This window comes from Saccharopolyspora erythraea NRRL 2338, from assembly GCF_000062885.1.
GTDB classification, from domain to species: domain Bacteria; phylum Actinomycetota; class Actinomycetes; order Mycobacteriales; family Pseudonocardiaceae; genus Saccharopolyspora_D; species Saccharopolyspora_D erythraea.
The window spans coordinates 6917273-6929531 of sequence record NC_009142.1; the positions used below are offsets into that span (position 1 = coordinate 6917273).

General features: G+C 72.0%; 11 protein-coding genes. 2 read left to right on the forward strand and 9 right to left on the reverse strand.

What is annotated here, in order from left to right; all coding sequences use genetic code 11:
• The first annotated feature begins 31 nt into the window (after nucleotides 1–31).
• The gene (locus SACE_RS29615; protein WP_009944385.1) at nucleotides 32–427 is read left to right on the forward strand and encodes a DUF2267 domain-containing protein; all 396 of its coding nucleotides are present in this window, start codon (nucleotides 32–34) and stop codon (nucleotides 425–427) included.
• A gap of 60 nt (nucleotides 428–487) precedes the next feature.
• Here the strand turns inward: SACE_RS29615 and gatB are convergent, their stop codons facing one another.
• From gatB to gatC, 4 genes are read right to left on the reverse strand one after another with little or no spacing between them, the layout of a single operon-like run.
• Nucleotides 488–1993, reverse strand: a complete 1506-nt coding sequence (gatB, locus tag SACE_RS29620) for an Asp-tRNA(Asn)/Glu-tRNA(Gln) amidotransferase subunit GatB (RefSeq protein WP_009944384.1) — start codon at nucleotides 1991–1993, stop codon at nucleotides 488–490.
• On the reverse strand, nucleotides 1990–2190 hold the full coding sequence (locus SACE_RS29625) for a hypothetical protein (RefSeq protein ID WP_031334250.1): 201 nt from the start codon (nucleotides 2188–2190) through the stop codon (nucleotides 1990–1992). The genes gatB and SACE_RS29625 overlap by 4 nt, the downstream gene beginning before the upstream one ends.
• A 2-nt stretch (nucleotides 2191–2192) precedes the next feature.
• Entirely contained in the window at nucleotides 2193–3722 is a 1530-nt protein-coding gene (gene gatA, locus SACE_RS29630) for an Asp-tRNA(Asn)/Glu-tRNA(Gln) amidotransferase subunit GatA (RefSeq protein WP_009944382.1), read from the reverse strand.
• The gene (gene gatC, locus SACE_RS29635) at nucleotides 3722–4021 is read right to left on the reverse strand and encodes an Asp-tRNA(Asn)/Glu-tRNA(Gln) amidotransferase subunit GatC (RefSeq protein WP_009944381.1); all 300 of its coding nucleotides are present in this window, start codon (nucleotides 4019–4021) and stop codon (nucleotides 3722–3724) included. The genes gatA and gatC overlap by 1 nt, the downstream gene beginning before the upstream one ends.
• A 697-nt stretch (nucleotides 4022–4718) precedes the next feature.
• Between gatC and SACE_RS29640 the strand changes: the two genes are divergently transcribed.
• Nucleotides 4719–5372: an ACT domain-containing protein gene (locus SACE_RS29640; protein WP_029621463.1), complete on the forward strand. Its 654-nt coding sequence runs from the start codon at nucleotides 4719–4721 to the stop codon at nucleotides 5370–5372.
• A gap of 637 nt (nucleotides 5373–6009) precedes the next feature.
• Here the strand turns inward: SACE_RS29640 and SACE_RS29645 are convergent.
• The 5 genes from SACE_RS29645 to SACE_RS29665 all read right to left on the reverse strand — a co-directional run bounded on the left by SACE_RS29645 (nucleotide 6010) and on the right by SACE_RS29665 (nucleotide 12250).
• Nucleotides 6010–6510 carry a GNAT family N-acetyltransferase gene (locus tag SACE_RS29645; protein WP_009944379.1) on the reverse strand — a complete coding sequence of 167 codons (501 nt, stop codon included), beginning with the start codon at nucleotides 6508–6510 and terminating at the stop codon, nucleotides 6010–6012.
• Nucleotides 6511–6518: 8 nt separating this feature from the next.
• Nucleotides 6519–8702, reverse strand: coding sequence for an NAD-dependent DNA ligase LigA (gene ligA, locus SACE_RS29650; protein ID WP_009944378.1), 2184 nt, complete (start codon nucleotides 8700–8702; stop codon nucleotides 6519–6521).
• A gap of 576 nt (nucleotides 8703–9278) precedes the next feature.
• Nucleotides 9279–9995 carry a hypothetical protein gene (locus SACE_RS29655; RefSeq protein WP_009944377.1) on the reverse strand — a complete coding sequence of 239 codons (717 nt, stop codon included), beginning with the start codon at nucleotides 9993–9995 and terminating at the stop codon, nucleotides 9279–9281.
• Between the two features lie 37 nt (nucleotides 9996–10032).
• On the reverse strand, nucleotides 10033–11070 hold the full coding sequence (locus SACE_RS29660; protein ID WP_009944376.1) for a DUF6461 domain-containing protein: 1038 nt from the start codon (nucleotides 11068–11070) through the stop codon (nucleotides 10033–10035).
• A 76-nt stretch (nucleotides 11071–11146) separates the two neighbouring features.
• Entirely contained in the window at nucleotides 11147–12250 is a 1104-nt protein-coding gene (locus SACE_RS29665; RefSeq protein ID WP_011874973.1) for a caspase family protein, read from the reverse strand.
• Nucleotides 12251–12259 lie beyond the last annotated feature (9 nt).

Consider the following 12259-nt stretch of genomic DNA (forward strand, 5'->3'; position numbering starts at 1 on the left):
TCCACGGCGGTCGCGTGCACGTGTAGGCCGTGTGGCCGCCGGGTACGACGACGGCATGCGCTACGACGAGTTTCTCAAGCAGCTGAAGGAAAAGAGCGGCATCGAATCCCCGGAGCAGGTCAGCACCATCGTGCTCGAGGAACTGGGAAGCCGCCTGGAAGGCCAGGAACCGGCCGACCTCGCAGGCCAGCTTCCCCCTGAGCTGAAGGGGCCCCTGACCAGGCACACCGGTGCGGCCGAGAAGTTCGGTGCCGACGAGTTCTTCCGGCGCATCGCCGAACGCGAAGGCCGCGGCGGCGACCCGGAGATCGGTCAGGCCCACGCCCGCGCCGTGCTGGGGACGATCGCCGGGTTCGTGTCCGAGGGCGAGCTGGAGGACGTGCGCTCGCAGCTACCGGCCGGCTTCCGCGAACTGGTCGCGCCGTGACGCCGTGCGGGCGTCGGGGTCTTCCGGTCGCCGCCCGCACGGCGACCGGAAGACCCGTGGTCACTGACCGCAGGCGGCGAGCACCAGCTCGCGGACGCGCTTGGCGTCGGCCTGGCCCTTGGTCGCCTTCATGACGGCGCCCACGATGGCGCCCGCGGCCTGCACCTTGCCGCCGCGGATCTTGTCGGCCACGTCCGGCTGAGCGGTCAGCGCCTCGTCGATCGCCGACTGCAGCGCCGAGTCGTCGGAGACGACCTCCAGGCCCTTGGCCGCGACGACCTCGTCCGGCTCGCCCTGGCCGTCGAGGACCCCGTCGACGACCTGGCGGGCGAGCTTGTTGGTCAGCTTGCCCTCGGCGATCAGCTCGATCACCCGGGCCACCTGCTTCGGCGTGATCGCCAGCTCCGGCAGCTCCACGCCGCGGGTGTTGGCCTGCTGCGTCAGGTACGCGACCCACCAGGACCGCGCCTCGGCTGGCGGGGCGCCCGCGTCGACGGTCTCGGTGACCAGCTCCAGCGCACCGGCGTTGACCAGGTCGCGCAGCTCCTCGTCGGAGAGCTTCCACTCCTCCTGCACGCGCTTGCGCCGCTCCCACGGCAGCTCGGGCAGCGTCCCGGACAGCTCCTCGACCCACTCGCGCGACGGCGCGATCGGCACCAGGTCGGGCTCCGGGAAGTACCGGTAGTCCTCGGAGGTCTCCTTGGGACGACCGGCCGAAGTGCTCGCGGTGGACTCGTCGAAGTGCCGCGTCTCCTGCACGATCGACCCGCCGGAGGCCAGCACGGCGGCGTGGCGGCGCATCTCGTAGCGCACCGCCCGCTCCACGCTGCGCAGCGAGTTGACGTTCTTGGTCTCGGTGCGGGTGCCGAACTCCGAGGAGCCCTTGGGCATCAGCGACACGTTGGCGTCGCAGCGCAGCGAGCCCTGGTCCATCCGGACGTCGGAGACGTCCAGCGAGCGCAGCAGGTCGCGCAGCGCCGTGACGTAGGCGCGGGCGACCTCCGGCGCGCGCTCACCGGCACCGATGATCGGCTTGGTGACGATCTCGATCAGCGGCACGCCCGCGCGGTTGTAGTCCAGCAGCGAGTGCTCGGCGCCGTGGATGCGGCCGGTGGCGCCGCCGACGTGCAGCGACTTGCCGGTGTCCTCCTCCATGTGCGCCCGCTCGATCTCCACCCGGAAGGTGTCGCCGTCGTCGAGCACGACGTCGAGGTGGCCGTCGAAGACGATCGGCTCGTCGTACTGCGAGGTCTGGAAGTTCTTCGGCATGTCCGGGTAGAAGTAGTTCTTCCGCGCGAACCTGCACCACTCCGCCACCTGGCAGTTCAGCGCCAGACCGATTCGGATGGCCGCCTCGACGGCCTTGCCGTTGACCACCGGCAGCGCGCCCGGCAGGCCCAGGCACACCGGGCACACCTGCGTGTTGGGCTCGGCACCGAAGGCGTTGGCGCAGCCGCAGAACATCTTGGTCGCCGTGGACAGCTCCACGTGGACCTCGAGGCCCAGCACCGGGTCGAACCGGGCCAGCACCTCGTCGTAATCCATGATCTCGGCTACCGCGGTCACTTGTCGGCGTCCTCTCCCCGGCGCAGCGTGCGCACGGCCAGCGCGGTTCCGGTGATCAGACCGAGGGTGGTGATGATGGTGTCGGCCAGCGCGAGCTTGTCGTTGTTCGCGCGCGCGTCGCGGAAGCTGGCGCGCAGCCCGAAGACCGCCGAAAGAGCGGAGACGAGCTGGAAGACCGCCTTCATCTTGGGATTCATCTTCACGCTACCTCCAACTCCGGAACACGGTCGATCAGCGGACCGCCCTGCGCGGCGTCGCGGGCGGTCTCGTAGGCCGCGCCGACCCGGTAGAGCCGGTCGTCGGCCAGCGTCGGGGCCATGATCTGCAGGCCCACCGGCAGGCCGTCCTCATCGGACAGTCCACTCGGGACGCTCATGGCGGCGTTGCCCGCCAGGTTGGCCGGGATGGTGCACAGGTCGGCCAGGTACATCGCCATCGGGTCGTCGACCCGGGCGCCGATCTCGAACGCCGTGGTCGGCGTGGTCGGCGAGACCAGCACGTCGACCTGGGCGAAGGCCGCGTCGAAGTCCCGGGTGATCAGCGTGCGGACCTTCTGCGCCTGGCCGTAGTAGGCGTCGTAGTAGCCCGACGACAGCGCGTAGGTGCCGAGCATGATGCGCCGCTTGACCTCGGGGCCGAAACCGGCCTCGCGGGTCAGCGACATGACCTCCTCGGCGCTGCGGGTGCTGTCGTCGCCCACGCGCAGGCCGTAGCGCATCGCGTCGAAGCGGGCGAGGTTCGACGACGCCTCGCTCGGCGCGATCAGGTAGTAGGCGGGCAGCGCGTAGTCGAAGTGCGGGCAGGAGACCTCGACGACCTCCGCGCCCAGCGCCGCGAGCTGGTCGACGGCGGCCTGGAACGACCGCTGCACGCCCGGCTGGTAGCCGTCACCGGAGAACTCGCGGACCACGCCGACCCGCACGCCCTTGAGGTCGCCGCTCGCGCCCTCCCGGGCCGCGGCCACGACCTGCGGCACCGGCTGGTCGATCGAGGTGGAGTCCATCGGGTCGTGCCCGGCGATGGCCTCGTGCAGCAGAGCGGCGTCGAGCACCGTCCGCGCGCACGGCCCCGGCTGGTCCAGCGACGACGAGAACGCGACCAGCCCGTAGCGCGACACCCCGCCGTAGGTGGGCTTCACGCCGACCGTGCCGGTGACCGCGCCGGGCTGGCGGATCGAGCCGCCGGTGTCGGTGCCGATGGCCAGCGGCGCCTCGAAGGCGGCCAGCGACGCCGAGGACCCGCCGCCGGAGCCGCCGGGGATCCGGTCGGTGTTCCACGGGTTGCGGGTCGGGCCGTAGGCCGAGTTCTCGGTGGAGGAGCCCATCGCGAACTCGTCCATGTTGGTCTTGCCGAGGACGACGATCCCGGCCTCGCGCAGCCTGCGGGTCACCGTGGCGTCGTAGGGCGGCGTCCAGTTCTCCAGCATCTTCGAGCCGCACGTGGTGGGCATGTCGCTGGTGGCGAGCACGTCCTTGAGCGCCAGCGGCACGCCCGCCAGCGGCGAGGCGGCCCGCCCGGCCGCGCGGTCCTCGTCGGCCTTGCGGGCGGCGGCCAGCGCGCCATCGGAGTCCACGTGCAGGAACGCGTGCACGACGGGCTCCACGGCTGCGATGCGGTCCAGGTGCGCCTGCGTCACCTCGACCGACGACACCTCACCCGCGCTCAGCCGGCCCGCAAGCTCGGCCGCGGTCAGTCCGGTCAGTTCCGAGCGACCACCGGTCGTGGTCATCACGCCTCCTCGCTGAGAATCCGCGGGACGCGGAAGCGGTTCTCCTCCGCCGCGGGCGCGCCGGAGAGCGCCTGCTCGCGCGACAGCCCGGGCCGCACCACGTCCTCGCGGAAGACATTGGTCACCGGCACGGCGTGCGAGGTCGGCGGGATGTCCTCCGCGGCGACCTGCCCCACCTTGGCCACCGCGTCCAGAATCTGGTCGAGCTGCCCGGCGAAGGTGTCGAGTTCCTGCTCGGTGACCGCCAGCCTGGCCAGGCCGGCGAGGTGCGCGACCTCGTCGCGGGAGATCTTGGACACTTGCGAAGGCTCCCTGGTCATGTCCGGTTCACGGGTGTCCCCCGTCATCAACGCTCAAGTCTATGGCCGCCACCGGTCGCGGTCCCCAGGGGGCTGAGGGCCTTCCCGCACCCGACGGCGCCGGTCGCGGGCCGGTGTCGCCGTCCGCCGGGCCCTTACCCCGTGCGCCACTCCCGCCTCCGGAGTACCCGAGCCGAGTGGGCGCAGTGGTATTGGTCTCCGATCGGTTTCGGTGTAACGACTCGGGGTAACAACGCGATAGAACGACCTTGCGGGAGTGTGCGGAGACTGCATAGGCTCGCCGCTCCGCACGGTGTGCGGGGGTCATCGGCCGGCCGTGGAAAGCGAGGCCGCGAAGACCCCGACCCGGCGCAGACGGTGGCCACGACCACCGCGCCGGAGGCCCGGAGAACCACATCCGGGCCCCGCGCCCGCCGTGCGGAAGGCCCGGTGAGCCCCTCACCCGGCGCGGCGGGTGGTCCTCGTTCCGCCGGGAGGGCCGACGGGCCATCGCCTGCCCGCCCCGGCGGTCGGAGCTGCGCGCCTGGCGACGCCACGCGCCGCGGGTCTGACACAATTTCATCGCCTGCGCCTCGCGCGGTGGCGGCTTGAGTGCGACTTGAACGCGACCCGAACGGGTATCGCGAGGAGCGCGGACGGCAAGGTGCCGCGCAAGAAGCTGGAGGCGTTGAGTCCGGTGTCCTTCCTGATCCGGGTGCAGATTCCGGACCGTCCGGGAACGCTCGGTGCGGTGGCGAGCGCGCTGGGCGAGATCGGTGCCGACATCCTCAGCGTCGATGTCGTCGAGCGCGGCAACGACATGGCGATCGACGACATGGTGGTGGAGCTGCCGTCCGGACGGCTCCCCGACGTGCTGATCACCGCCGCGGAGTCGGTCGCGGGCGTGGAGGTCGACGCGGTGCGCCCCTACGCCGGGGTCCTCGACACCCACCGGGAGCTGGAGCTGGTCGAGGAGATCGCGGCCGAACCCGCGCGAGGTCTGCAGATCTTCGCCGAGGGCGTGCCGCGCATCATCCGCTCCGGCTGGGCGGTCGTGTTCGGGCACCGCTCCGGTGGCGCCGAGCAGCTCGCCGCCAGCACCTCGGCCCCGCAGGAGGGCTACCTGGAGCTGCCGTGGCTGCCGCTGCCCAGGGCGACGATCCTCGACGGCGACGAGCCGTGGGTGCCCGAAACCTGGCAGGAGCTCGGCACCGAGCTGGCCGCCACCCCGATCGGCAAGCCCGACCGGGTGCTGCTGGCCGGACGGCCGGGCGGACCGATGTTCCGCGCCGCCGAGGTGGCCAGGCTCGCCCACCTGGCGGGCATCGTCTCGGTGGTCCTCGACGGCTGACTTCCGGTCGGCGCGGTTCTCGCTCTGGCGGCGGCCGTCGGCTCGCCGGGCCCGGCCGCGGGCGGCTCTTGCGCACCGGCAGCGAGGCGTTGACTCGCCGGACCCGGCCACGGGCGGCTCTCGCGCACCGGCAGCGAGGCGTTGACTCGCCGGACCCGGCCACGGGCGGCTCTCGCGCACCGGCAGCGAGGCGTTGACTCGCCGGACCCGGCCACGGGCGGCTCTCGCGCACCGGCAGCGAGGCGTTGACTCGCCGGACCCGGCCACGGGCGGCTCTCGCGCACCGGCAGCGAGGCGTTGACTCGCCGGACCCGGCCACGGGCGGCTCTCGCTCCCTAGCGGTGGGCGTCGACTCGCCGGACCCGGCCGCGGGTGGGCTCTTGCGCACTGGCGGCCAAGCTCGCCGTGCCTGGCCACGGGGAAGGTCCGCGCCGCGCCGGTCAGGCGTTGGCTCGCCGGGTCCGGGGACTTCCACGCGTGGCCTGGACGGTTTCGTTCCCCGTCCCCGGAAGCTCTCACCGGGGTCCTGGTGGTTGCGGCCAATGGCGCCCGGAGCGGCGGCGTCCCGCCACGGGCCTATCGGCAGGCCGGGCGGCGGAGCCCGGCCACAGGCCCGCGCCGCTTCGGAGCGCCTGGCTCAGCCCAGGTCGAGGACGTAGGCCATCAGGTGCAGCCCGGGTTCCGGCTCCCAGTCGCGGTCGGGCGTCCGCCGGAAACCGAAGCGCTCGTAGAGCCCGTGGGCGACGGTCATCGACGCCTGGCTGGTGAGCACGATCCGCTCGTGCCCCTCGACGCGGGCCCGGTCGACCACCGCCTGCACCAGCGCCCGGCCGACGCCGCGACCCGAAGCCTCGGGCGCGACGGCCAGCATCCGGAACTCCATCTCGCCCCGCCTGGCGATGTTGGCGTAGTCGCCCTCGCCCCTGGCCAGGGTCACCGAGCCGAGCACCCGGTCGCCCTCGACGGCGACCAGCAGCTCCGCGCGCCGCGCCCGGTCGGCCACGTCGCGCAGCTTGCGCACGTAGCCGTCGTCGGCGGACAGGTGCCCGCCGTCGACGTAGGCGCGAGCGGTCAGGTCGGCGACCGCTTCGAAGTCGTCCGGTCCGACGGCGCGGACCGTGATCGTGGAAGTCCTCATCGGCGGCCTCACTCGGCGGGCAGCGCCGCTTCGGCCGCCGCTTCCGGGCCCTGCTCCAGCAGGACGCGGAAGCCGTCCTCGTCCAGGACCGGCACCTTCATCTGCACCGCCTTGTCGTACTTGGAGCCGGGCGACTCGCCGACGACGACGAACGCGGTCTTCTTCGACACCGAGCCGGCGGCCCGGCCACCGCGCGCCATGATCAGCTCCTTGGCCTCGTCGCGGGAGAAGCCCTCCAGCGACCCGGTGACCACGATCGACAGGCCGGTCAGGTGGCGCTCGATCGACTCGTCGCGCTCGTCGGCCATCCGGACGCCGGCCTCGCTCCACTTGCGCACGATCTCGCGGTGCCAGTCGACGTCGAACCACTCGCGCACGGCGGTGGCGATCGTCGGGCCGACGCCCTCGCCCGCCGCCAGCTCCTCCTCCGACGCCTCCTGGATGCGGTCGAGCGAGCCGAACTCGCGGGCCAGCACCCGCGCCGCGATCGGGCCCACGTGCCGGATGGACAGCGCCACCAGCACCCGCCACAGCGGCTGCTGCTTCGCCGACTCCAGGTTGGCCAGCAGCTTGCCGCCGTTGACCGACAGGCTGCCGTCGTCGGTGCGGAACAGCGTGGTCTTGAGCAGCGCCTCCTCGTTGAGGTCGAAGAGGTCGCCCTCGTCGAAGACCACGCCCGCCGACAGCAGCGCCGACACGCCCTCGTAGCCCAGCACCTCGATGTCGAACGCCTTGCGCCCGGCGAGCTGGAACAGGCGCTCGCGGCGCTGCCCGATGCAGTTGTGCGAGTTCGGGCAGCGCAGGTCGACGTCGCCCTCCTTCTGGTGGGCCAGCGCCGTGCCGCAGTCGGGGCACTCGGTCGGCATGACGAACTCGCGCTCGCTGCCGTCGCGGACGTCGACGACCGGGCCCAGGACCTCGGGGATCACGTCACCGGCCTTGCGGATGACCACCCGGTCGCCGATCAGCACGCCCTTGTGGCGGACCTGGTCGGCGTTGTGCAGCGTCGCCCTGGCGACCGTCGAGCCGGCGACCTTGACCGGCTCCATCACCGCGTACGGGGTGACCCGGCCGGTGCGGCCCACGGCGACCTGGATGTCCAGCAGCCGGGTGGTGGCCTGCTCCGGCGGGTACTTGTAGGCGATCGACCAGCGCGGGGCGCGCGAGGTGGCGCCGAGCCTGCGCTGCAACGACACCTCGTCGACCTTGACCACGACGCCGTCGATCTCGTGCTCGGCGGAGTTGCGGTGCTTGCCCCAGTAGTCGATGTGCTCCAGCACCTCGTCCACCGTCGACAGCACCTTGGTGTGCGGGGAGACCCGCAGGCCCCACGCCCTGAGCGCGGCGTAGGACTCCGACTGCTGCTTCGGCTCGAAGCCCTCGCGCTTGCCGAGGCCGTGGCAGATCATCCGCAGCGGGCGGCTCTTGGTCACCCGCGGGTCCTTCTGCCGCAGCGAGCCGGCGGCCGAGTTGCGCGGGTTGGCGAACGGCGGCTTGCCCGCCTCCACCAGCGACGCGTTGAGCTGGGCGAACTCGTCGACCCGGAAGAACACCTCGCCGCGGATCTCCACCAGCGCGGGCACCGGGTACTCGTCGGTGCCGGTCAGCTGGTCGGGCACGTCGTCCATGGTGCGGACGTTGAGCGTGACGTCCTCGCCGGTGCGTCCGTCGCCCCTGGTCAGCGCGCGTTCGAGCTTGCCGTCGCGGTAGAGCAGGTTGATGGCAAGGCCGTCGATCTTCAGCTCGCACAGGTAGTGCGCGGAGGAGCCGACCTCGCGCTCGACCCGCTCCACCCAGGCGCGCAGCTCGTCGGGGTCGAAGGCGTTGTCGAGGCTGAGCATCCGCTCCAGGTGGTCCACCGCGGTGAAGTCGGTGGAGAAGGTGCCGCCCACCACCTGCGTCGGCGAGTCCGGGTCGCGCAGCGCGGGGTGGTCGGACTCCAGCGTCTGGAGCTCGGTGAACAGCTCGTCGAACTCGCCGTCGGAGATCGTCGGCGAGTCCAGCACGTAGTACCGGAACTGGTGCGCGCGCACCTGCTCGACGAGATCGGCGTAGCGCTCCCGCACTCCGGCGGGCACGTCCTCGACGCCCTCGGCCGTCGCACCGGCCTCGGCCTCGCTGGTCATTCCGGCGACCGCCGCGTCGTCGAACTCGGCGCGGTCGGCTGGGTCGGCTGGGTCGTTGCTGGTCACCCCACGAGACTAACCAGCGGGCCCGACACCGGCGCCCGGTGTCCGGCGCGGCGGGGCGGGGCGGCGGGGCACGCGCGGCGGGGCGGGCGTAGCGCCGTGCGGTGGTGGCGCGGCGGCGGACGGCGCGGCGGGGCACGTGCCCGCCAGCAGGACAGCCACCCGGACCGGTCCGTTCCATGGCTGGCGCGTCACTCAGGCCGGTGTGCCTGTGGCCATGGGCTCCGAACCCCGGCCTCTAGCTCACCGTCCGACGGTCCTCCGGTCGAAGGTCAACCAGTCGAAGGTCCGCCGCTCCCCGGCCCGTCGTTTGAGTGTCCCCCGATTCGCTGGCCGATCGACCCACCGCACGGCGGGCACAAACTCACGGCCTCTCTTTCCGGGCGCACCAGCGCGTCACCAGTCCGCCTGCGGTCCACGGGACGGCCGTCCGCCAGGCAGACGACCGCCGCCCCAGGGTCTCCGGTCGAGGGTCCGCCAAACGATGAGCCGCTCGATCCGCGCGCTCTTGGCCTCGCCGCACTCCCCGATCCGCCGAACTCCTCCTGCGCGCTACGTCAGAACCCCAGGTCCGCCGCGCTACGCCTGCTCCCCGGCCTCCCCGGCCTCGCCGGACTCCTCCCGCTCCACGGAGTCGCCGTCGTCGAGTGCCCGCACCAGGTCGCGGAACTCCAGCAGGCCGATCGCGCCCTGCGGCTCGTTGTCGGCCGTCTCGACGCGGCCGATGCGGTCGGCGGCGAGCCGCTCGCCGAGCGCGGCGTCCAGCGGCAGGAACGTCAGCGCCGCCCGGGCCTCGCCCTCCAGCCCGGCGAAGCCCGGGTGGTAGACGGCGACGTCGACCAGTCCCTCCGCCTCGTCGACCTGCGGTGCGACCCGGACGTCGGCCAGCGCGTACTTCTCGCCCCGCAGGTTGACCGTGACCTCCGTCGGGTCCGGCACCGGCGGGATGGAGTCGTGGTACTCGAACAGCGAGTCGGCGGCGGGGGCCGCCGCGATCCACGCGTCGGTGTAGGGCCGCAGCTCCGGGTCGGCCTGGCTGGTCAAGACCAGCGCGTACACCGCCGTTTCGCCGCGTTCGATGGAGATCGTCAGGTGGGGGTGCACCGCCGCGGCAAGCTCGGCGAGCTGGTGGTCGACGCGGTGCGGGACGCTGTCGCCGAGCGCGGCGCTGACCTCGGGAAGCATGTCGTCCCAGCGCCGCCAGAACTCCTCGGCGCGGGCGGCGGCGTCGGCTTCGACGTCGACTGGCCCGGATTCGTCCTCGGCACGGTTGCGGCGGCGCAGGAACTTCAGCATGGCCCCCATTGTGCAGGCCGACCCCGCTCCGCCGTGGCTAGTCGAGCCGATCCACCAATGCCCGCGCCACGACCGAGGCCAGCTCACCGTTCTCCAGGCCGCGGACGTGGCTGGCCGCCGAAAGCGTCGTGAACACCGCGACCAGCGGGTCGTCGTGCGTGGCCTGGCGCAGGACCTCCGCGGCGCGCACCTGGTTGCGGACCTTGCTGGTGGCGCGGTGCAGGTGCAGCAGCCAAGTCCACTCCCGCACGGCTTCGCTGATCGCGGCCCGGTCCATCGTGCCGCCGTCGGCGGCCGAGGCCAGGACGGCGCTGATCACCGGGTGGTCGAGGCATTCGGCGGACTGGACCGCGCGCCGCGCGACGGCGACCGCCGCCCGTCGGCGTGCCACGTCGTCGGCCACGCGCAGCGCCTCGATCAGCTCCCGCGGGAACCGGCCGTCCAGGCGGTCCAGTGCGTCGGGCACGTCGCGCAGGTCGTCGGGCCAGGCCGCCACCGGGAACGTGACGAAGTCGCCCTCGAACCGGCTCGGGGTCAGGGTCTGGCCGGTGATGCGCGCCGCGAGCGCCAGCATCAGCGGCACCGTGCCCGACTCGCGTTCCGCCTCCGACCACGACATTCCCGCACGCACCCCCTCGAGCGCGTCGGGCCTGCTGCCGACGCGGTACTCGGGCAGCGGCGCCTCGAACGCCGTCCACAGCTCACCGTCGACGGCGTAGGAGAAGCGGGTCAGCCGGTCGACGTTCCAGAACGCCGAGACGGCCTCGGTCCCCGCGCTGACGCGGCGCAGCACCTCGTCGCGGGTGCCCTGCCAGCCGTTGTCCTCCACGACCAGCGACCACTCGCCGAAGACCTGGATGCCGATCATGGAGTACTGCTCGTGGTGGGCGAACGCCTCCTCGCAGAACTCGTCGAAGTCGAGTTCGCGGGCGTAGTCCGACACCGCGCCGAACGCCTCGGCCACCGGGTCGATGTCGGTCCCGCGAACGAAGGTCAGGCACGCCGCTTCCTGGATCGTGCTGTGGTGGATCCAGCCGAACCGCTCGACCTCATGGCTCCCGGCGTTGCTGCGCACGCACTTTTCATACCACCGCGCCGCATCGCACCGGGCCGGAACGGGAAAAATTGATCTTGCTTACTCCAGGGCAACCTCAGCGAGCCCACGCGATCTGCACAACGACTTCCTCCTCGCCGGGACGCAGGAGCACGCCTCGTCCGGGCGGACGTGGCACGGACCGGACGCCGGACAGGAGCTCGCCGTCACGCTCCTCACCGCTGAGCACCAGCGAGGCGCATCCGGCGGCGAGCATCCCCCGCAACAGGTCTTGCTCCAAAGCATGGCGCGAGTTGATCGAGTTCCTGGTGACGACGAGGTGGAAACCGATGTCCTGCGCCACGAAGGGCTCCAGCACGTCGAACAGGTGCCGACTGCCGTGCGCCATCTCGTAATCGTTGATCAGGAAGAAGATCCGCCGACCCGCGAACCGGCCTTGCGCCGTGGTACCGCGCCCCCTCATCCTTCTTCGGAGCTCGGCCGCGACTTCCTCGGCAACAGCCTCGAACTCGTGCGGAATCGCGAGGTAGTGCAGGTTCTCGGCCCCGGCCTCGCCGATCATCGACCTCTTGGGATCGACCAGCACAACGACCGCGTCCCCGAAGGGGTGCAGGCGCATGATCTCGTACAGGACCACGCGCAGCAGCGCGGTCTTGCCCGAACCCGGCTCACCCAGGCACAGAACGTGCCCGGTACGAGCGAGATCGAGCTCCGCCCACCGCTCACTCCGCCGCACCGGCCCGAGGACGATGTTCGGGCTCTGTCCGTCGGCTTCCGCGTAGGGGACCTTCTGAGGAAGCACCGATGGCTTCGGCGCCGGTGGCCATGGCCAGGCCACTGCGATGCGCCGAGCCAGGTCCGCGGTCTTGGAGAGGCTCGCGGCGACCGCGGTCGAGTCGGGGCGGGCCAACTCGGTGTTGACCGCCGCGAACAGCAACCTTCCCTCATCGGTGCGGATGCCGTGGCAGGAGAAGTAGAGCAGCGCCAGGTCGTCGGGCTCGCACTCGCGGAACAGGTCGTCGATCTTGCGCTCGATCTGGCTCTTGGACTCGTTGACCAGCACGTCCATGACCTCGAACCGGCCCTGCTCTTGCAGGACCTGTCTCAGCTCCTGGACTTCGTTCGCCGGTGCGCGCAGGGCTCTGAACCAGGGATCGGCGTACATCGAAGTGGCCACCAGCAATGCGATGCGTCGTCCCACGTCGGCCGC

Excerpts from the sequence above, each read along its gene's own strand:
- SACE_RS29625 (WP_031334250.1), bottom strand. The coding sequence starts at position 2,190 with ATGAATCCCAAGATGAAGGCGGTCTTCCAGCTCGTCTCCGCTCTTTCG.
- gatA (WP_009944382.1), bottom strand. The coding sequence starts at position 3,722 with ATGACCACGACCGGTGGTCGCTCGGAACTGACCGGACTGACCGCGGCC.
- SACE_RS29645 (WP_009944379.1), bottom strand. The coding sequence starts at position 6,510 with ATGAGGACTTCCACGATCACGGTCCGCGCCGTCGGACCGGACGACTTC.
- SACE_RS29655 (WP_009944377.1), bottom strand. The coding sequence starts at position 9,995 with ATGCTGAAGTTCCTGCGCCGCCGCAACCGTGCCGAGGACGAATCCGGG.